At 61.9% G+C, this 19,809-nt stretch carries 15 protein-coding genes; 11 read left to right on the top strand and 4 right to left on the bottom strand.

All coding sequences use genetic code 11. The annotated features are described in order from the left end of the window. Positions 1 to 367: 367 nt before the first annotated feature. From betI to yccS, 10 genes are all read left to right on the top strand, one after another. Positions 368 to 961, top strand: coding sequence for a transcriptional regulator BetI (gene betI / locus C4J88_RS02060; protein WP_124360922.1), 594 nt, complete (start codon positions 368 to 370; stop codon positions 959 to 961). 110 nt (positions 962 to 1,071) lie between these two features. Beyond that, the gene (gene betB / locus C4J88_RS02055; RefSeq protein ID WP_124360921.1) at positions 1,072 to 2,544 is read left to right on the top strand and encodes a betaine-aldehyde dehydrogenase; all 1,473 of its coding nucleotides are present in this window, start codon (positions 1,072 to 1,074) and stop codon (positions 2,542 to 2,544) included. Positions 2,545 to 2,704: 160 nt separating this feature from the next. Continuing rightward, positions 2,705 to 4,411 carry a choline dehydrogenase gene (gene betA / locus C4J88_RS02050; protein WP_124406084.1) on the top strand — a complete coding sequence of 569 codons (1,707 nt, stop codon included), beginning with the start codon at positions 2,705 to 2,707 and terminating at the stop codon, positions 4,409 to 4,411. Positions 4,412 to 4,619: 208 nt separating this feature from the next. Then, the gene (locus tag C4J88_RS02045) at positions 4,620 to 6,062 is read left to right on the top strand and encodes a TldD/PmbA family protein (RefSeq protein ID WP_124406083.1); all 1,443 of its coding nucleotides are present in this window, start codon (positions 4,620 to 4,622) and stop codon (positions 6,060 to 6,062) included. Continuing rightward, positions 6,062 to 7,378: a TldD/PmbA family protein gene (locus tag C4J88_RS02040; RefSeq protein WP_124406082.1), complete on the top strand. Its 1,317-nt coding sequence runs from the start codon at positions 6,062 to 6,064 to the stop codon at positions 7,376 to 7,378. Before C4J88_RS02045 ends, C4J88_RS02040 begins: the two co-directional genes overlap by 1 nt. Positions 7,379 to 7,621: 243 nt before the next feature. Further along, positions 7,622 to 8,512 (top strand): alpha/beta fold hydrolase, encoded by an 891-nt coding sequence (locus C4J88_RS02035; RefSeq protein ID WP_124406081.1) that lies wholly within the window; start codon positions 7,622 to 7,624, stop codon positions 8,510 to 8,512. A 35-nt stretch (positions 8,513 to 8,547) separates the two neighbouring features. Continuing rightward, the gene (mdtD, locus tag C4J88_RS02030) at positions 8,548 to 9,975 is read left to right on the top strand and encodes a multidrug transporter subunit MdtD (RefSeq protein WP_124406080.1); all 1,428 of its coding nucleotides are present in this window, start codon (positions 8,548 to 8,550) and stop codon (positions 9,973 to 9,975) included. 130 nt (positions 9,976 to 10,105) lie between these two features. Beyond that, positions 10,106 to 11,443 carry an ATP-dependent RNA helicase DbpA gene (gene dbpA / locus C4J88_RS02025; protein ID WP_256657486.1) on the top strand — a complete coding sequence of 446 codons (1,338 nt, stop codon included), beginning with the start codon at positions 10,106 to 10,108 and terminating at the stop codon, positions 11,441 to 11,443. A gap of 159 nt (positions 11,444 to 11,602) precedes the next feature. Beyond that, positions 11,603 to 12,781, top strand: a complete 1,179-nt coding sequence (locus C4J88_RS02020; protein ID WP_124365530.1) for an NAD(P)/FAD-dependent oxidoreductase — start codon at positions 11,603 to 11,605, stop codon at positions 12,779 to 12,781. Positions 12,782 to 13,002: 221 nt separating this feature from the next. After that, positions 13,003 to 15,186: a YccS family putative transporter gene (yccS, locus tag C4J88_RS02015; RefSeq protein ID WP_124369304.1), complete on the top strand. Its 2,184-nt coding sequence runs from the start codon at positions 13,003 to 13,005 to the stop codon at positions 15,184 to 15,186. Positions 15,187 to 15,212: 26 nt separating this feature from the next. Here the strand turns inward: yccS and C4J88_RS02010 are convergent, their stop codons facing one another. Beyond that, on the bottom strand, positions 15,213 to 15,950 hold the full coding sequence (locus C4J88_RS02010; protein WP_124360912.1) for an ABC transporter substrate-binding protein: 738 nt from the start codon (positions 15,948 to 15,950) through the stop codon (positions 15,213 to 15,215). A gap of 199 nt (positions 15,951 to 16,149) precedes the next feature. Between C4J88_RS02010 and C4J88_RS02005 the strand changes: the two genes are divergently transcribed. After that, a complete protein-coding gene (locus tag C4J88_RS02005; RefSeq protein ID WP_124406079.1) occupies positions 16,150 to 16,602 on the top strand; it encodes a GNAT family N-acetyltransferase in 453 nt (150 codons plus the stop codon). 115 nt (positions 16,603 to 16,717) lie between these two features. On the opposite strand, the gene C4J88_RS02000 is transcribed toward C4J88_RS02005, so the two are convergent. The 3 genes from C4J88_RS02000 to C4J88_RS01990 are packed head-to-tail and all read right to left on the bottom strand — an operon-like array spanning position 16,718 to position 19,680. Next, complete coding sequence (locus C4J88_RS02000) at positions 16,718 to 17,014, bottom strand: helix-turn-helix domain-containing protein (RefSeq protein WP_124406078.1); 297 nt, start codon at positions 17,012 to 17,014, stop codon at positions 16,718 to 16,720. 17 nt (positions 17,015 to 17,031) lie between these two features. Next, on the bottom strand, positions 17,032 to 17,532 hold the full coding sequence (locus tag C4J88_RS01995; protein WP_124365525.1) for a M48 family metallopeptidase: 501 nt from the start codon (positions 17,530 to 17,532) through the stop codon (positions 17,032 to 17,034). Positions 17,533 to 17,574: 42 nt separating this feature from the next. Next, entirely contained in the window at positions 17,575 to 19,680 is a 2,106-nt protein-coding gene (locus tag C4J88_RS01990; protein ID WP_124406077.1) for a bifunctional diguanylate cyclase/phosphodiesterase, read from the bottom strand. Between the last annotated feature and the right edge of the window lie 129 nt (positions 19,681 to 19,809).

Raw genomic sequence — 19,809 nt, 5'->3', positions numbered from 1 at the left:
TCCGGTGGGGTCTTTATAAGAGAGGCAGAACTCATGGCGCAGATGCTCCGGGCAGTGCGAGAGAGAAACACAAGGCAACGGTTATCCCGGGACATCGATTTTTCGGCAGTCGACGGACGGGTGTTATAAAGACACCCCGAAAATCCCCAACCCCGCCGAAGCGGTAGCCAGGCCCTGATACGGCCTGTTTCAGGGGTTTTCGCAGGTGTCAGGGGGCGCGGCTCCCAGGTAGGAAATATCTGTAGGCAGCGACCATTTGTCGCAGAGCTTATTCTTTGTTGATTGAACGTTCAATCAAAACAAAATAGACTGGCCTTCAAGCCGATGGACGTGATCGCCCGTCAGCAGGCCTAAGGAGAGGTGCTACATGCCCAAGGTCGGTATGCAACCCATACGCCGCCAGCAGTTGATCGAAGCCACCTTGACGGCCATCGATCAGGTTGGGATGGGAGATGCCAGCATTGCGCTGATCGCCCGTCTGGCGGGTGTCTCGAATGGCATCATCAGTCACTATTTTCAGGACAAGAACGGCCTGATCGCAGCGACGATGCGTTACCTGATGAACGCGCTGATCGAGAACGTCCAGGAACGCCGGCGTGCCCTGAACGATGACAGCCCACGGGCGCATCTGCGGGTGATCATCGAAGGCAACTTCGACGCCAGCCAGGTCAACGGCCCGGCAATGAAAACCTGGTTGGCCTTCTGGGCCACCAGCATGCATCACCCGTCTTTGCACAGGTTGCAGCGGATCAACGATCACCGCCTGTATTCCAACCTGTGCTGCCAGTTCCGCCGTGCGATGCCGTTACCCGAGGCACGCAGCGCAGCTCGAGGCCTGGCGGCCCTGATCGACGGTTTGTGGTTGCGCGGCGCCTTGTCGGGAGACGCTTTCGACACGGAGCAGGCGCAACGGATCGCTTACGACTACATGGATTTCCAATTGGCCAAGCAGGTGAGTTAGAGCCCTTATAAACGCTCAACCCCTGAACGTCCGCCGCGCAGTATTGCCACATCCCCATGGCCCACTGTTCGACGGGTAACGCCAACCACTTATGCACTTGCGAGGACTTTATGGCCCGTTTCGACCTGCAAAAACTCTACATTGACGGCGGCTACAGCGACGCTGGCAGCGATGCCACCTTCGAAGCCATCAACCCGGCTAACGGTGAAGTTCTCGCCCAAGTGCAACGCGCCACCAAGGAAGACGTCGAGCGTGCCGTGGTCAGCGCTGAAAAAGGCCAGAAGATCTGGGCCGCCATGACCGCCATGGAGCGTTCGCGCATCCTGCGTCGCGCCGTCGACATCCTGCGCGAGCGCAACGATGAGCTGGCCGCCCTGGAAACCCTGGACACCGGCAAAGCCTTCTCCGAAACCAAGTACGTCGACATCGTCACCGGCGCCGACGTGCTGGAGTACTACGCGGGCCTGGTGCCGGCCATCGAAGGCGAGCAGATTCCGCTGCGCGACACGTCCTTCGTCTACACCCGCCGCGAGCCGCTGGGCGTGGTTGCTGGTATCGGCGCGTGGAACTACCCGATCCAGATTGCCCTGTGGAAATCCGCACCGGCCCTGGCCGCTGGCAACGCGATGATCTTCAAGCCAAGCGAAGTCACCTCGCTGACCACCCTGAAACTGGCCGAGATCTACACCGAGGCGGGCGTTCCAGCCGGCGTATTCAACGTACTGACCGGCAGCGGCCGTGAAGTCGGCACCTGGCTGACCGAACACCCACGCATCGAGAAAGTCTCGTTCACCGGCGGCACCGACACCGGCAAGAAAGTCATGGCCAGCGCGTCGAGCTCGTCGCTCAAGGAAGTGACCATGGAACTGGGCGGCAAGTCGCCGCTGATCGTGTTCGAAGACGCCGACCTCGACCGTGCGGCCGACATCGCGATGATGGCCAACTTCTACAGCTCCGGCCAGGTCTGCACCAACGGCACCCGTGTGTTCGTGCCCAAGCACCTGCAAGCGGCGTTCGAAGCCAAGATTCTTGAACGTGTTGCGCGCATCCGTGTGGGCGACCCGCAAGATGACAACACCAACTTCGGCCCACTGGTCAGCTTCGCGCACATGGAGAGCGTGCTGGGCTACATCGCCAAAGGCAAAGAGCAAGGCGCACGCCTGCTGTGCGGCGGCGACCGCCTGACCGACGGCGACTTGGCCAAGGGCGCCTTCGTCGCACCGACCGTGTTCACCGACTGCACCGATGACATGGTGATCGTGCGTGAAGAGATCTTCGGCCCGGTGATGAGCATCCTCACCTATGAAACCGAAGAAGAAGTGATCCGCCGCGCCAACGACACCGACTTCGGTTTGGCTGCCGGCCTTGTGACCAAAGACCTGAATCGCGCGCACCGTGTGATTCACCAGCTGGAAGCGGGTATCTGCTGGATCAACGCCTGGGGCGAATCCGACGCGAAGATGCCGGTCGGCGGCTACAAGCAATCCGGTGTGGGCCGTGAAAACGGGATCAGCTCGCTGAATAACTTCACCCGCATCAAATCGGTACAGGTTGAGCTGGGCGATTACGCCTCGGTGTTTTAAGACCCGGGATTTGTATTGCCTTTGAGGCTGCCATCGGGGGCAAGCCCCCTCCCACACTCACTGTATTCACAGGTTCAGATGTGTAAATACAGTCAAATGTGGGAGGGGGCTTGCCCCCGATGAGGCCCGACCTGACCACACTTCAAAGAGGGTGCATTCAATGTCCCAAGAATACGACTACATCATTGTGGGTGCCGGCTCTGCCGGTAACACCCTGGCGACCCGTCTGACCGAAGACGAAGGCTTCACCGTCCTGTTGCTGGAAGCCGGTGGCCCGGACTACCGCCTCGACTTCCGTACCCAGATGCCCGCCGCCCTGGCGTTCCCGCTGCAAGGCCGTCGCTACAACTGGGCCTACGAGACCGATCCTGAGCCACACATGGACGGGCGCCGGATGGAATGCGGTCGTGGCAAGGGCCTGGGTGGCTCTTCCCTGATCAACGGCATGTGCTACATCCGTGGCAACGCCATGGACTACGACAACTGGGCGAAATTGCCGGGCCTGGAAGACTGGACCTACCTGGACTGCCTGCCGTATTTCCGCAAAGCCGAAACCCGCGACATCGGCCCCAACGACTACCACGGTGGCGAGGGCCCGGTCAGCGTGACCACGCCGAAAGCCGGCAACAACCCGCTGTTCCACGCCATGGTTGAAGCCGGCGTGCAGGCCGGTTACCCGCGTACCGAAGACTTGAACGGTTACCAGCAAGAAGGCTTCGGCCCGATGGACCGCACCGTTACGCCGAACGGCCGTCGCGCCAGCACCGCACGCGGTTACCTGGACGTCGCCAAGAAGCGTTCGACCCTGACCATCGTTACCCACGCCCTCACCGACAAAGTGTTGTTCGAAGGCAAGCGTGCGGTCGGCGTGCGTTACCTGATCGGCGCCGCTGAAGAGCGTGTCGAAGCCCGTGCGCGTAAAGAAGTGCTGGTCTGCAGCGGCGCGATCGCTTCGCCGCAGCTGCTGCAACGCTCCGGCGTCGGCCCGGCCAAACTGCTGGAAAGCCTCGACATCCCGGTGGTCCACGACCTGCCAGGCGTCGGCGAAAACCTGCAGGACCACCTTGAGCTGTACCTGCAATATGCGTGCACTCAGCCGGTGTCGCTGTACCCTTCGCTGCTTTGGTACAACCAGCCGGCCATCGGTGCCGAGTGGCTGTTCAACGGCACGGGTATTGGCGCCAGTAACCAGTTCGAAGCCGGCGGTTTTATCCGTTCGCGTCCGGAATTCGAATGGCCGAACATCCAGTACCACTTCCTGCCGGTGGCGATTAACTACAACGGCAGCAACGGGGTGAAAGAACACGGTTTCCAGGCACACATGGGCTCCATGCGTTCGCCGAGCCGTGGCCGTGTGCAGTTGAAGTCGAAGAACCCACGGGACTACCCGAGCATCCTCTTCAACTACATGGCCACCGAGCAGGACTGGCAGGAATTTCGCGACGGCATCCGCCTGACCCGTGAAATCATGCAGCAGCCGGCGCTGGACCCATACCGTGGCCGCGAAATCAGCCCGGGTATCGAGGTGCAAACCGATGAACAGCTCGACCAGTTCATCCGCGAGCACGCCGAGACCGCGTTCCACCCGTCCTGCTCGTGCAAGATGGGCACCGACGAGATGGCGGTGGTCGATGGCGAGGGTCGCGTGCATGGCATGCAGGGCCTGCGTGTGGTGGATGCGTCGATCATGCCGATCATCACCACCGGCAACCTGAACGCCCCGACGATCATGATCGCCGAGAAAATCGCCGACAAGATCCGTGGCCGCCAGCCGCTACCGCGCAGCACCGCCGACTACTACGTGGCAGGCGATGCGCCAGTGCGTGGCAAGCCGCTGCGTGAAGTGGGGCCGCTGCGCAATAACTGATACACCGCCAACCGATCGTTCCCACGCTCCGCGTGGGAATGCCGCCCTGGACGCTCTGCGTCTGCTCTTGAGGTCGTGACGCGGAGCGTCACAGGATGCATTCCCACGCGGAGCGTAGGAACGATCACCTTCCCCTCCTTGATCAGCCCCCAGCCCCGGCCTACTCTGTTGGCCTGCCCCGCGCTGAGCTGCCCACAAGGAAGGCCCCATGTTCGAACACCACGCCACGCTCAAACAACACTTCAGTGCCCTGCGCACCACCGCCCAATTCTTCTCCCTGCGCTATGTGCGCGAATCCGGCCGGTACCTGTCGGTGCGCAAGAACGTCGCCGAGCCGCCACACCTGAGCCATGACGAAGGCGCCATGCTCACCGTGCGCCTCAACGGCGTCGAAGCCTACGCCGCGACCAATGATATGTCCCTGGCCGGCCTGCAAGCCGCCCTCGAACGTGCCGAACAGCAGGCCCGGCGGATCAAGCCCCACGCGCTGCTCGACCTGCGCGAGCAAGCGGTGTCGAGTGACGTTGCCGACTACCTGTCTCCCGACTTCGACCAGCCCTTCCCGTCCCTGAGCGACTGCTACCAACTGCTCGGCGATGAGTCGGCCGCCGTGCCCAGGGATGAGCGCCTGGTGAGCTGGGACGTCAGCCTCGGCCAGACCACGGTCGAACAGATCTACCTCAACACCGCTGGCGCGCAATTGCGCCAGGCCCAGCGCTTTGTGTTTCCCGGCGTCAACGTCACCGCCTTCGATGGCAACGACAGCCAGACCCGCACCCTTGGCGGCAGCAACTTCGGCCAGCAAGGCGGGTTTGACGTGATCAGCCGCTTCGGCCTGATCGGCGCCGCGCCACGCGTGGCCGACGAGGCCCTGCAACTGCTGCTGGCACCGAACACGCCCCAGGGTCCGCGTGACCTGTTGCTGATGCCCGACCAGATGATCCTGCAGATCCACGAGTCCATCGGCCACCCGCTGGAGCTGGACCGCATTCTCGGCGACGAGCGCAACTACGCCGGCACCAGCTTCGTCAAGGCCAGCGACTTCGGCCATCTGCAATACGGCTCCAACCTGCTCAACGTGACGTTCGACCCGGACATCCCCGAACAGCTCGCCAGCTACAGCCATGACGATGACGGCAGCCGCGCCAGCAAACAGTTCCTGATTCGCGAAGGGCTGCTGCTCAAGCCGTTGGGCGGCGCACTGTCGCAATTTCGCGCGGGGCTGGGCGGTGTGGCCAACAGCCGTGCCAGCAGTTGGAACCGCCCGCCGATCGACCGCATGGCCAACCTCAATATCGAGGCGGGTGACCAGAGCCTGGCCCAGCTGATTGGCGGTATCGAACACGGCATCCTGATGTCGACCAATCGTTCCTGGTCCATCGACGACGCGCGCAACAAATTCCAGTTCGGCTGCGAATGGGGCCAACTGATCGAAAACGGCGAGCTCAAGGGCGTGGTCAAGAACCCCAACTACCGCGCCATTTCCGCGCAGTTCTGGCGCAAGCTCAGCGCGGTCGGCGATGCCAGTACCTTCAAGGTGCTGGGCACACCGAACTGCGGCAAAGGCGAACCTAACCAGGTGATCCGCGTCGGCCATGCTTCGCCGGCGTGTGTGTTCAGTAACGTCGACGTATTTGGGGGAGATGCCTGATGAACGACTTCAAGGCACTGGTGGACTGGCTCAAACAGGCCGTCACCGAGCAGGAACAGTTTCACCTCGGCTTTGCTGCTGAAGCGTCCGAGTTCGTGCGTTTCAACCACGCCCAGGTACGCCAGGCCGGCCAGGTGCAGCAGGCCAGCCTCAACCTCAAGCTGATCAACGCCGGTCGCCATGCCGACCTCGGCATCACCCTGGCGGGTGATCCTCAGTTGGACCGCCAACGCCTCGCCACAGGCCTGCAACAGTTGCGCGAAACCTTGCCGTTGCTGCCGCCAGACCCCTACCTGCTGCTGAACCACAACGCCTGGCAAAGCCACAACGAACAACTGCGACCCTTGCCGGAACTGACCCAGGTGCTGCAAGACATCAGCCAGGCCGCCGAAGGCGTGGACCTGGTCGGCTTCTATGCCGCTGGCCCGATCAGCCGTGGCTTTGCCAGCTCCGACGGCGCGTTCGGCTGGCACCAGGCCAATAGCTTCAACTTCGACTTCAGCCTGTTCCACGCCAATGGCGAAGCGGTCAAGGCCAGCTACGCCGGGCACACCTGGGACAGTGCCGAGTTCGCCCGGCGCGTCCAGCAGGCCCGCGACCAGCTTGAATTCCTCGGCCGACCGTTGCACCCGCTGGCACCGGGACAATACCGCGCCTACCTCGCTCCGGCGGCACTCGAAGAAATCATCAGCATCGTGACCTGGGGCGGTTTTTCCGCCCAGGCCATCGCCAGCAAGGGCAGTTCGCTGCAACGCCTGTATGCCGGGGAACAACACCTGAGCCCGCTGGTAACGGTGACCGAGCAGATCAGCGGTTCACTGAGCCAGGCATTTTCCACCGAAGGCTACCCGCGCAGTGACGTCACGTTGATCCATGCCGGCCAGGCCGACGGCCAATTGGTCAACTCGCGCAGCGCCGCCGAGTATGGCCTGAGCGCCAATGGCGCCAGCAGCGACGAATCCCCCAGCGCCTTGCAAATGGCCGCCGGTAACCTGGCCCAGGCCGATATCCTCAAGCAGTTGGGCACCGGGTTGTACATCAGCAACCTGTGGTACCTGAACTACTCCGACCTGCCAGCGGCGCGCCTGACCGGCATGACCCGCTTCGCCACGTTCTGGGTGGAAGACGGCGAGATCAAGGCGCCGGTCAGCACCATGCGCTTTGACGACAGCGTGTTCAGCCTGCTGGGCTCGCAGTTGGAAGCGCTGACCGCTGACCGGGAACTGCTGCTGTCGGCGAGTACGTATGGCCAGCGCAACACAGCGTCCAACCTCCTGCCAGGCGCACTGGTCAAACGCCTGACACTGACCTTGTAATCCAGAAAAATCCCCTGTGGGAGGGGGCTTGCCCCCGATGGCGGTGGATCAGCCAAGTATTTCTCGACTGGTCCACCGCTATCGGGGGCAAGCCCCCTCCCACATTGTCCTGTGTTGATTTCGGACACTCCGATAAGCCAGATCCTACCGTTCAATCCCATACTCCGGGCAGCCTGTTGTCGCCCGCAATAAACCCCGTTATAAAAGCTAATGGCATACCGCCACACGACAGGGAGTGTTGCGATGACCCAGGCAAGTTTTGTCATAGACAAGCTGTACAAGCACTACAACGTCCACGTAGAGCAACTGGGCAACGACCCACACAGAAAAACCGTGCTGATGGTCAATGGCGCCCTGTCCACCACGCGCTCCTTTGCCCGCACCAGTAAATGCCTGGCCGAGCATTTCAATGTGCTGCTGTTCGACCTGCCCTTCTCCGGCTATTCCCGCGAGCACAATACCGACCTCGACCTGGTCACCAAGGATGACGAAGTGCAGATCCTGCGGGCGCTGGTGCAGCGCTTTGCGGTCAACCATCTGATCTCGGCCTCATGGGGTGGCATCTCCACGCTGCTGACCCTGGCCCATAACCCGCCCTCCATCGAAAGCTCGGTGGTGATGGCCCTGGCGCCCAACCTCAACCAGGCGATGCTCGAGTACGTAGAGCGCGTACGCGTGTTGATCGAGGCCGATGACAAATCCGCCGTCGGCCATCTGCTCAACGAGACGGTCGGGAAATACTTGTCGCCCCGCCTCAAGCGCAACAACCACCGCCATCTGGCGAACATGGCCACCACCGAGTATCGCCAGGCACGCTTTCATATCCATCAGGTGCTGGCATTGGGCGACGGCAACTACCTGCCGGCGCTCAGGCAGATTGAAACGCCGGTGCACTTTCTCAACGGCACGCTGGACGAATACACCCCCGCCGCCGATGCACAACTGTTCGGCAGTTACGTGAGGCGCAGCAGTTTCGCCGTGGCCGAACATACTGGCCATTTGCTTGACCTGGAATCCCGCGAGGCGGCGCTGGCAGTGCATCGCGTCTTGCTGGATTTTCTGGTGGGCGAGCACGCTTCAATGTCGGATTTAGACGAACCGCCAGTGGGAAAAGCAGCGACGGATGGCGCATAATCGCCGACACATAGCCTGCTAACAAAAGGGTTCCCATGCCGAATCGTGCCCCTCTCGACGCCAAGACCGCCCGCTGGCTCCCCTGGGTGGTAGCGATTGCCTTCTTCATGCAGTCGCTGGACGGGACGATCCTCAATACGGCTTTGCCGGCCATGGCCCGGGACCTGGCGGAAAACCCGCTGCGCATGCAGGGCGTAGTCATTGCCTACATGCTGACCGTCGCCTTGCTGATCCCGGCGTCAGGCTGGATCGCCGATCGCTTCGGTACCAAGAAAATCTTCTTTGGCGCCATTTTGCTATTCAGCATCGGATCATTGCTGTGCGCGCTGTCGAGCAGCTTGAGCATGCTGGTGGGTGCGCGGGTGATCCAGGGTTTGGGCGGGGCGCTGATGCTGCCGGTCGGGCGCCTGGTGGTATTGCGCGCCTATCCCCGTTCCGAGCTGGTGCGGATCATGGGGTTCATCACAATCCCCGGCCTGCTCGGCCCGTTGCTTGGCCCGACCATGGGCGGCTGGATGGTGCAATACCTGACCTGGCACTGGATCTTCCTGATCAACCTGCCGGTGGGCATGATCGGTTGCTATGCCGTGTGGAAGTTCATCCCCGACCTGCGCGGCAGCGAGCGCACGCGCTTCGATGGCCTGGGTTTCGTGCTGTTCGGCGCGGCGATGGTGCTGATCACCATCGCCATGGAAGGCCTGGGCGAACTGCACTTGCCGCACTTGCGGGTGATGTTGCTGCTGTTCGGTGGCCTGGCGTGCCTGGCGGCATATTGGCTGCGCGCCGGGCATGTCGATAACCCGCTGTTCTCCCCGGTGCTGTTCAAGACCCGCACCTTTGCCGTGGGCATCCTCGGCAACCTGTTCGCACGCCTGGGCAGCGGCGCCCTGCCGTTCCTGGTGCCCTTGCTGTTGCAGGTGGCGCTGGGTTATTCACCGTCGGAAGCCGGCATGAGCATGCTGCCGCTCGCGGCGGCGGCGATGTTTGCCAAGTCCATCGCGCGGCCGCTGATCGAGCGCCTGGGTTATCGCGTGGTGCTCACCGGCAACACCCTGGCCCTGGGCGCCATGCTGGCGAGCATGGGCCTGGTCAGCGAACAGACGCCCTATCCCGTGCTGCTGGGCATGCTCGCGGTGCTGGGCGCGATCAACTCCCTGCAATTCACCGCGATGAACACCGTGACGCTGATCGACCTCGACGACGCCCAGGCCAGCAGCGGCAACAGTTTGCTGTCGGTGGTGGCGCAACTGTCCCTGAGCCTGGGCGTGGCCTGCGCCGGTGCGTTGCTCGGCGGGTTTACCTTGGAGACCGGCAACGATGGGGTGAACACGGTACTGGGCGCGTTCCAGCTGACGTTCCTCACGGTGGGCATCATGGCCATGCTGGCGGCGGCGATCTTCCTGCAATTGTCGCCAAAAGACGGCAAACGCGTGGTCAGCCGCGAGCACGACCTGGAGCATTGACCGGCGGCTCGTCTAGAACTTGCGGGGAAATTCCCACGAGACTGGTACACTGCGCGACATTTTGTTTTGCAGAGCCAGTCCCGTGACCACCATCGCCACCGCTTTTAATACTTTGCCCCTGTCCGCCGCCATGCTGGCTAACCTCGACTCGCTGGGTTATGTCGAGATGACGCAGATCCAGGCGCAGAGCTTGCCGGTGATCCTCAAGGGGCTGGACCTGATCGCCCAGGCCAAGACCGGCAGCGGCAAGACCGCCGCGTTCGGTATCGGCCTGCTGAACCCGATCAACCCGCGCTACTTCGGTTGCCAGGCCCTGGTGATGTGCCCGACGCGCGAGCTGGCCGACCAGGTTGCCAAGGAAATCCGTCGCCTGGCCCGCGCCGAAGACAACATCAAGGTGCTGACCCTGTGCGGTGGCGTGTCCCTCGGCCCACAGATCGCCTCCCTTGAGCACGGTGCCCACGTGATCGTCGGCACTCCGGGCCGTATCCAGCAGCACTTGCGCAAAGGTTCGCTGGTACTGGACGGGTTGAACACGCTGATCCTCGATGAAGCCGACCGCATGCTCGACATGGGTTTCTACGACGCCATCGAAGACATCATCAGCAAGACCCCGCCACGCCGCCAGACTCTGCTGTTCTCGGCCACCTACCCGGTGAGCATCAAGCAGCTGGCCTCCAAGTTCATGCGCGCGCCGCAACAGGTGAAAGCCGAAGCCTTCCACTCCGACGACCAGATCGAGCAGCGTTTCTACGAGATCTCGCCGGAAGAGCGCATGGACGCCGTGACCAAGGTGCTGGCGCATTTCCGCCCGGCTTCGTGCGTGGCGTTCTGCTTTACCAAGCAGCAAGTGCAGGAAACCGTGGATCACCTGACCGCCAAAGGCATCTCCGCCGTTGGCCTGCATGGCGACCTCGAGCAGCGTGACCGTGACCAAGTGCTGGCCATGTTCGCCAACCGCAGCACCTCGGTCCTGGTAGCCACCGACGTGGCCGCCCGTGGCCTGGACATCGACGCACTGGACATGGTGATCAACGTCGAACTGGCCCGCGACTCGGAAATCCATATCCACCGTGTCGGCCGTACCGGTCGCGCGGGTGAGACCGGCATCGCCATCAGCCTGGTGGCGCCGTCCGAAGCGCACCGTGCCCAAGCCATCGAGCAGTTGCAAAAGTCGCCCTTGAACTGGGACCAACTGGACAACCTCAAGCCGCAGAGCGGCGGCCCGCTGCTGCCGCAGATGAGCACCCTGTGCATCGCCGCTGGGCGTAAAGACAAGGTTCGCCCAGGCGACATCCTTGGCGCACTGACCGGCGATGCCGGCATTCCGGGTGCCCAGGTCGGCAAGATCGCGATCTTTGACTTCCAGGCCTTCGTCGCCGTGGAACGCGGGGTCGCCAAGCAGGCACTGCAGCGTTTGAACGACGGCAAGATCAAAGGCCGTTCGTTGCGCGTGCGGATTCTGTAACACAACCGTTGATCCAATGAAGATCCAATGTGGGAGGGGGCTTGCTCCCGATTACGGTGTGTCAGTCAGTACATCTGTTACTGATACACCGCTATCGGGAGCAAGCCCCCTCCCACATTTGACTGTATTCCAATTCAGAATTTGTATGAGGACATTGCTGTGCGCTCGACCGAAGTTGTGATCATTGGCGCCGGCGCCGCAGGCTTGATGTGCGCGCTGACCGCCGCGGGGCGGGGGCGCAAGGTGATGCTGATCGACCATGCGAACAAGGCCGGCAAAAAGATCCTGATGTCCGGCGGTGGCCGCTGCAATTTCACCAACCTGTACACCGAGCCGGCCAACTTCCTCTCGCACAACGCGCACTTCTGCAAGTCGGCACTGGCGCGCTATACCCAGTGGGATTTCATCGGGCTGGTAGCCAAGCACGGCGTGCCGTACCACGAAAAGAAACTTGGCCAGCTGTTCTGCGACAACAAGTCCAGCGACATCCTCGGCATGCTGCTCGACGAATGCATCCAGACCGGCGTGAGCCTGCACCTGGACACCTCGATTGAAGCCATCGCCAAGGTCGACCACGGCTACCAGTTGCAGACCACCCTGGGCGAACTGCGCTGCGAGTCCTTGGTGATCGCCACGGGCGGCCTGTCGATCCCGACCCTCGGCGCCACCGGTTTCGGTTATCAAGTGGCCAGGCAATTTGGCCATGAGCTGCTGCCGACCCGCGCGGGACTGGTGCCGTTCACCATCACCGATCAGCTCAAGGACTTGTGCGGCGAGCTGTCGGGCACCTCGGTGGACTGCCTGGTCAGCTGCAACGGCCAGAGTTTTCGCGAGAACATCCTGTTTACCCATCGCGGCCTGAGCGGGCCGGCGATCCTGCAGATTTCTTCCTACTGGGAATCCGGCGACACCGTGGAAATCAACCTGCTGCCCGACCACGACGCCCACGCCTGGCTGCAACAGCAACAGGCCGAGCGCCCCAACAGCGAGCTGAAAACCCTGCTGGGCGAGATTTTCACCAAGAAGATGGCCAATCTGCTGGCGGAGACCTGGTTCGCGTCCAAGCCGATGAAGCAGTACACCCACGCCGAAATCGCCGATATCGCTTCGATGCTCGGCAGCTGGCAGTTGGTACCGGCGGGCACGGAGGGCTATCGCACCGCCGAGGTGACATTGGGCGGGGTGGATACGCGGGAAGTGTCATCCAAGACCATGGAGTCGCTGAAAAGCCCAGGGCTGTACTTTATCGGTGAAGTGCTGGATGTAACCGGCCACTTGGGCGGGTTCAACTTCCAGTGGGCCTGGGCGTCAGGCTATGCGGCTGCGCAGTACGTCTGACTCAACACGGTAAAAAATGTGGGAGGGGACTTGCTCCCGATAGCAATGTGTCAGTCACCTGATGAGTTGACTGGTCCACTGCTATCGGGGGCAAGCCCCCTCCCACATTTGGTCTGTGGTGAGCCAGGGAAATATTTTGCGGGTGGATGTGATCACCACCCTTGCCGTGGCGTCCTTGATAGCTCAATTTAGCGGCATCGTCCCGGAAGACTCCCGACTTCATGTCATCGACCTCGTTCAAGCAGTCCCTGCGGCGCCTGTGGGCACTGGATAAATTCAGCTACAGCATTCGGGTATTCATCGCCCTGACCGGCAGCATGGCGCTGTGCTGGTATCAGGATGAAATGACGCTGTTGATCCCGCTGTTCCTGGGGATTATCGCCAGCGCCCTGGCCGAGACCGATGACAGTTGGCAAGGCCGCCTCAACGCCCTGGCGGTGACGCTGGTGTGCTTCAGCATCGCGGCGCTGTCGGTGGAACTGCTGTTCCCTTACCCCTGGATTTTCGCGGCCTCCCTGGCCCTGGCCACGTTCGGCCTGACCATGCTCGGCGCGCTCGGCGAACGCTATGGCGCGATTGCCTCGGCCACATTGATTCTGTCGGTCTATACCATGATCGGCGTGGACCAGCGCGGCGGTGCCGTCAGTGATTTCTGGCACGAGCCCTTGCTGCTGGTGGCGGGTGCGGCCTGGTACGGCGTGCTGTCGGTGCTGTGGCAGGCGCTGTTTTCCAACCAGCCGGTGCAGCAGAGCCTGGCGCGGTTGTTCCGCGAGCTGGGGCGTTACCTCAAACTCAAGTCGTCGCTGTTCGAACCGATCCGCCAGCTGGACGTAGAGGCGCGGCGCCTGGAATTGGCCCAGCAAAATGGCCGGGTCGTCGCCGCCTTGAATGCCGCCAAGGAAATCATCCTGCACCGCGTCGGCAATGGTCGCCCAGGCTCGAAGGTCAGCCGGTACCTGAAGCTGTACTTCCTGGCGCAAGACATCCACGAGCGCGCCAGTTCGTCCCATTACCCGTATAACGCCCTGGCCGAAGCCTTCTTCCACAGCGACGTGCTGTTCCGCTGCCAACGCCTGCTGCGCCAGCAAGGCAAGGCGTGCCAGGCCCTGGCCGAGTCGATCCAGCTGCGCCAGCCGTTCATCTATGACGACAGCTTCGCCGAAGCCCTGGGCGATTTGAACGCCTCCCTGGAACACCTGCGCATCCAGAGCAACCCGGCCTGGCGCGGTTTACTGCGCTCGTTGCGCGCCCTGGCCGCCAACCTGTCCACCCTCGACCGCCTGCTCGGCGACGCGAGCAACCCCGACGCCCTGGCCGACGCCACCGACAGCAACCTGCTGGACCGCGCCCCGCGCAACCTCAAGGAAATGTGGACGCGCCTGCGCACCCAGCTCACGCCGACCTCGCTGCTGTTTCGCCACGCCCTGCGCCTGTCCCTGGCACTCACCGTCGGCTACGCCACGCTGCATGCCATCCACGCATCCCAGGGCTACTGGATCATCCTCACCACGCTATTTGTTTGCCAACCGAACTACGGCGCGACGCGACGCAAGCTCGGCCAGCGGATCATCGGCACCGCCATCGGCCTCACGGTGGCCTGGGCGCTGTTCGACCTGTTCCCCAGCCCGGTGGTGCAGTCGATGTTCGCCATCGCTGCCGGCCTGGTGTTCTTTATCAATCGCACCACGCGCTACACCCTGGCCACGGCAGCGATCACCCTGATGGTGCTGTTCTGCTTCAACCAAGTAGGCGATGGCTACGGACTGTTCCTGCCACGCCTGTTCGATACCCTGCTCGGCAGCCTGATCGCGGGCCTGGCGGTGTTCCTGTTCCTGCCGGACTGGCAAGGCCGGCGCCTGAACAAAGTGCTGGCCAATACCCTGACCTGTAACAGCATCTACCTGCGCCAGATCATGCAGCAGTACGCCGCTGGCAAGAGCGACGACCTGGCCTACCGCCTGGCCCGTCGCAACGCGCACAACGCCGATGCGGCGCTGTCCACCACCCTGGCGAACATGCTGATGGAACCGGGGCATTTCCGTAAGGAAGCGGATGTGGGCTTCAGGTTCCTGGTGCTGTCGCACACCCTGCTCAGCTACTTGTCGGGCCTTGGCGCACACCGCGACACCCAGCTGCCGGCCGAGGTGCGGGAGCAGTTGATCGACGGTGCCGGGCACGCCCTGGCGTTGAGCATCGACGAGATCGCCAGTGGGCTGGCGAATAAACAGCCGATTGCGATTCAGAGTGATGAGGAGGAAGCACTGGCGGCGCAGCTTGAGCAGATGCCGGATGAGATCGACGAAGGCCAGCGGCTGGTGCAAACGCAGTTGGCGTTGATCTGTCGGCAGTTGGGGCCGTTGCGCACGTTGGCGGCGCATCTGATCAAGGATACCCGCGCGGCTTAGACTGCCATCGGGGGCAAGCAAGAACACTACATCCCATGCGCCTTCATCAACTTGGCATAACTGCCATCGGCCTTCATCCTGGCAATCTCCCGATCAAAGCCGGCCACGATCTGCGCATGCTCGGGGTTCTTCAGGCTGACCAGGATATGCAGGCTGTTCTCACTCAGCGGCTTGCCCAGGAACTCCACGGCATTGCGCACCCTCGGTGACTCCCGCGCCAGGTAGTAACGCGCCACGTACTCGTCTTCCAGCGTCAGCCGTACACGGCCCGCCGCCAGCATGCGCACGGCCATGGCAAAGTTATGCACCGGGACTTTCTGTAACAGCGCATCCTGGTCGAATGCCGCCGAATAGGCATAGCCGCGCACCACGGCAATGCTTTCGTCGTGCAACTGTTCCAGGCTCTGATAATCGATAGCGTCGTCGCGACGCTTGATAAAACGCACACGGTTGACCAGATATTGCTCGGAAAACTGCCCCAGCTGCGTGCGGGCATCGTCGTACCACGCGTTGATCAGCACGTCGTAGCGCCCATCGCCTACACCCTTCAGCGCGCGCGCCCAAGGCACCTGCTCAAAATCACTGGCATACCCCGCCCGAGCCAGCGCGGTGCTGACGATATCCGTGGCCAGCCCGCCGTTGACCAAGGTGACATCGGTAAACGGTGGCCAGCCATCCGCCACCAGACGCAGACGCTGCGCCACCACCGGTTGAGCCAGCAGCAACACTGCAATCAAAGCAACGGCACGAGACAATCGCGGCATGCTTAAAATCCTTGGCGGACAGGCGATGGCCTGATAACAGTAGCTCATCAATGAGCGTCTATTGCTTATTACACAAAGAAGTCGGCCGCGCATGCACTGAATGATGGCAAATTGACGCTATTCACAAAATAGCCGGTTTTAGACAGCAGCGCCGGTCGCGCTTACTATCCCTGCCAAGCCTTTGACAAGAGCGCACATCATGACGGTTGATTGGGTCTGCAAACATCACGACGATCTGGGCAAGGAACAGCTTTACGCCATCCTGCGCCTGCGCGGCGAGGTGTTCGTCGTTGAACAGAAATGCGTTTACCAGGACATTGACGGGCAGGACCTGTCAGGCGATACCCACCACCTGATGGCCTGGAACGACAATGAGCTGGTGGCCTACCTGCGGCTGCTGGACCCAGAGACCCAGGGCGGCGATGTGGTGATCGGTCGAGTGATCGTCGCGCCATCGGCGCGGGGCACCGGGCTGGGACATTTGATGATGGAGGAGGCCCTTAATCAGGTCCGGGATATCTGGCCCGAGACACCGATTTTTCTGTCAGCCCAGGCGCACTTGCAGGGGTATTACGGACGGTACGGGTTTGTGGTGGTGGGTGAGGAATACCTTGAGGATGATATTCCACATATCGGGATGCGGCGGGCTTGAGGGCCTCATCGGGGGCAAGCCCCCTCCCACATGGGGCCGCGTTCAACCGGTAGGAATGCGGTCAAATGTGGGAGGGGGCTTGCTCCCGATAGCGTCAGCCCATCCACCGCAGACCTCAGGGATACCCCAACACCTGCTTGATCACCGCAAGATTCCCCTCGATCCACCGCCGATCAATCGCCCCCCAATCACGAATCCGATAACGCCCGGCATGGTTACGGGCGCCATCCTCCTGCTCGAACTCGCACACAATATCCAGATCGGCCAACGCCGCAATCGTATCCTGCGCCGTGCGCCGGGGCATGCCAGTCGCTTCGGTCAATGCAGGGACGCTGCTGGCCAGCCCGCTGTCGATCAAATACGCCACATACAGGCGGCGGTAGAAGCTGCTCTTGGTCTTGCTCACATCCATGGTCAATCGCCTTGTGATTAGGGCTTGCCCTGCAGATCGCGCCAGGTAAGGTACACCCGCAGGTCGAATTCCACCTGGTGGTAGCCGGGCATCATGTGTTCACAGAGTTTGTAGAACGCCTTGTTGTGGTCCGATTCCCTAAAGTGCGCCAGCTCGTGCACCACGATCATGCGCAGGAACTCGGGAGCCGCTTCCTTGAACAGCGAGGCGATGCGGATCTCTTTCTTGGACTTGAGATTGCCACCCTGCACCCGGGAAATCGTGGTGTGCAATCCCAGGGCGCGGTGGGTCAGGTCCAGGCGGTTATCAAACAGCACCTTGTCGATCGACGGCGCATTGCGCAGGTGTTCCTGCTTCAAGGCTAGGGCGTAGCTGTACAGGGCCTTGTCGCTCTGCACGGCGTGCCGCTCGGGATAACGCTGCTCCAGATAGGCGCCCAACTGGTCCTTGGCGATCAGCTGGCGAACTTGCTCCTGAAGGGCAGCGGGATAGGCCTGGAGGTATTTCAACGCGGTCATGGGGTCTGCAACGTGGTTCGGACGGGCGCCAGTGTAGCGAATTCAAAGCGCGTGAGGGTGCGACCAACCGACAACGTCCTCGGCCATCAGCGGCGCCGCCGCCCAGGTGCCCTGGATGAACGAGCAGCCATGGGCCTTGAGCCACTGCGACTGCTCAAGGGTTTCTACGCCCTCGGCGATCACCAAAACATCGAAATGCCCGCACAGCTCGATGATGCTGCGCGCCATCGCTGCATCCCGTGCCGAGCCTGGCAGGCGAGCCACCAATTGCGGGTCCAGCTTGAGGGTGTCGAACGCCAGGTCGCGCAGATGGGCCAGGGAACAACGTCCTGAGCCAAAGTCATCCAGGGCGATACGCACCCCAAGCCCACGCAACAGCTTGAGCTGCTTGGTCGATTCCTCAAGGTTACTCATCAGGCAGTCTTCACTGATTTCCACTTCCAACTGCCGCCCCTGTAACCCGTGCCTTTCGAGGACCTGGCGCAGTTGGCTGGCCAGGTTAGGCATATTGAACTGGCTGCTGCTCAGGCTCACGCTCAGCACCAGCTCTTCATCGAACGCCGCTTGCCAGGCCTGGCGTTGGGCGGCGACTTGCTGGTAAATCCACGTGCTCAACTGGCTGATCAAGCGCGCCTCTTCCAGCAACGGCAAAAACAGACCCGGCGATACATCGCCGACGCTTGGGTGCTGCCAGCGCAGCAACGCCTCGACACCGCGCAAGCGCCCATCCTGCAGCGACACCTGCGGCTGGTACACCAAGGTGAATTCCTTGTTTTGGATCGCGGTGCGCACACTGTCTTCCAGCATCAGGCGTGAACGGGCGCGACCGTTCATTTCCTGGTCGTAATAGCGATACTGCTGACGGCCGGCGCGCTTGGCTTCGTACATGGCGATGTCCGCCGCGCGCAACAGGCCGCTCAGGTCCGAGCCACAGTCGGGAAACGTCGCAATACCGATGCTGACCCCAAGCATCACCTCCAGACCGTCGACCTGCTGGCACACCGACACCCGTTCGATCAGTTTTTCCGCAATCTTCGCCGCCTGCTCCGGGAACTCCAGTTCCAGCAAGGCAGTGAATTCATCCCCGCCCATGCGTCCCAGAATGTCGTAGGAGCGCAAGCACGCCTGCATCTGCTCGGAAACCCAGCGCAGCACGCGATCACCGGCGTCGTGGCCCAAGGTATCGTTGACTCGTTTGAAGCCATCCAGATCCAGGTACAGCAACACCAGCGACTGCTCATTGCGCTCGCTGCGCGACAACATGTTGCCCACTGTCTGGTAGAAGCCGCGACGATTGAGCAGCCCGGTCAGCGGGTCGGTCACCGCCTGGAACTCCAGTTGCTGGTGCAAGTGACGCACCTCGGACATGTCCAGCACCGTCACCACCATCGCCTTCTGCTCTGCGGGCAAGGGCGCGCAGGACAACGCCACCGGCACCTGTTGACCACGGCTGGTGCGCAAGATGGCATCGTGCAAGCGCCACGTTTCGCCTTTGCGATAGGCCTCATACATCGGGAACCCCAACCAGGCGGGCACATGGGGTTTTTGCAGGAAGCTCAAGAAACTCTCGCCTTGCAACTCCGCCATCGTGGCGTTGAGCAGCCTGCAGATCGCAGGGTTGGCATACTCAATCACGCTGCCCTCGCCCACCACCAGAATGCCTTCGGCGGCGTTGTCCAACACCGAGGCATTGAAGGCGCGGGCGGCTTCCAGGTCATGGCTCAACCGCTGCAGGGCGCGGCGATTATGCTGATGCTCCAACAGCGCCTGCACCTTGGGTTTGAGGATATGCGGGTCGAAGGGCTTGAACAGGTAGTCGATCGCACCGCTGGCATAGCCTTTGAGCACCGCGTCGGGCGACTGTGCATCGGCAGTGAGAAAGATGATCGGCGTCATGCTCGTACGCTGGCTGCCCCGCATCAGGCGTGCCACCTCGAAGCCATCCATACCGGGCATTCGCACGTCCAGCAATACCAGATCGACGTCGTGGACCAGTAGCAATTCCAGGGCCTCCAGACCGGAAGCGGCGGTAATGATTCGCCAGTCTTCGCGCTGCAACACTGCACGCATGCTGACGAGATTTTCCGGGTAGTCATCGACCACCAAGAGAACTGAACTGCCGTCGCCGAGGTTTGGAGCGCAATCCATGCTACGTCTCTTCCTTAAGGAACTGCACCGGTCACTTCGGGTACTTTAAACCGGACAAATAATGAGGCCTCACTCTAGCCCCGGTTATAAAAAAGCAGAAGTAACGTCGATGCCATCATTGCGCCAAAG

The sequence above is a fragment of the Pseudomonas sp. R4-39-08 genome (assembly GCF_003852275.1).
Classification (GTDB): domain Bacteria; phylum Pseudomonadota; class Gammaproteobacteria; order Pseudomonadales; family Pseudomonadaceae; genus Aquipseudomonas.
The sequence above is the reverse complement of the archived record's forward strand: the minus strand, read 5'-3'. Positions and strand labels throughout refer to the sequence as shown.

What these genes read in the sequence shown, in the direction of transcription:
- betI (WP_124360922.1), top strand. Translation starts at nt 368, where the DNA reads ATGCCCAAGGTCGGTATGCAACCCATACGCCGCCAGCAGTTGATCGAA.
- betB (WP_124360921.1), top strand. Translation starts at nt 1,072, where the DNA reads ATGGCCCGTTTCGACCTGCAAAAACTCTACATTGACGGCGGCTACAGC.
- betA (WP_124406084.1), top strand. Translation starts at nt 2,705, where the DNA reads ATGTCCCAAGAATACGACTACATCATTGTGGGTGCCGGCTCTGCCGGT.
- C4J88_RS02045 (WP_124406083.1), top strand. Translation starts at nt 4,620, where the DNA reads ATGTTCGAACACCACGCCACGCTCAAACAACACTTCAGTGCCCTGCGC.
- C4J88_RS02040 (WP_124406082.1), top strand. Translation starts at nt 6,062, where the DNA reads ATGAACGACTTCAAGGCACTGGTGGACTGGCTCAAACAGGCCGTCACC.
- C4J88_RS02035 (WP_124406081.1), top strand. Translation starts at nt 7,622, where the DNA reads ATGACCCAGGCAAGTTTTGTCATAGACAAGCTGTACAAGCACTACAAC.
- mdtD (WP_124406080.1), top strand. Translation starts at nt 8,548, where the DNA reads ATGCCGAATCGTGCCCCTCTCGACGCCAAGACCGCCCGCTGGCTCCCC.
- dbpA (WP_256657486.1), top strand. Translation starts at nt 10,106, where the DNA reads ATGCTGGCTAACCTCGACTCGCTGGGTTATGTCGAGATGACGCAGATC.
- yccS (WP_124369304.1), top strand. Translation starts at nt 13,003, where the DNA reads ATGTCATCGACCTCGTTCAAGCAGTCCCTGCGGCGCCTGTGGGCACTG.
- C4J88_RS02010 (WP_124360912.1), bottom strand. Translation starts at nt 15,950, where the DNA reads ATGCCGCGATTGTCTCGTGCCGTTGCTTTGATTGCAGTGTTGCTGCTG.
- C4J88_RS02005 (WP_124406079.1), top strand. Translation starts at nt 16,150, where the DNA reads ATGACGGTTGATTGGGTCTGCAAACATCACGACGATCTGGGCAAGGAA.
- C4J88_RS02000 (WP_124406078.1), bottom strand. Translation starts at nt 17,014, where the DNA reads ATGGATGTGAGCAAGACCAAGAGCAGCTTCTACCGCCGCCTGTATGTG.
- C4J88_RS01995 (WP_124365525.1), bottom strand. Translation starts at nt 17,532, where the DNA reads ATGACCGCGTTGAAATACCTCCAGGCCTATCCCGCTGCCCTTCAGGAG.
- C4J88_RS01990 (WP_124406077.1), bottom strand. Translation starts at nt 19,680, where the DNA reads ATGGATTGCGCTCCAAACCTCGGCGACGGCAGTTCAGTTCTCTTGGTG.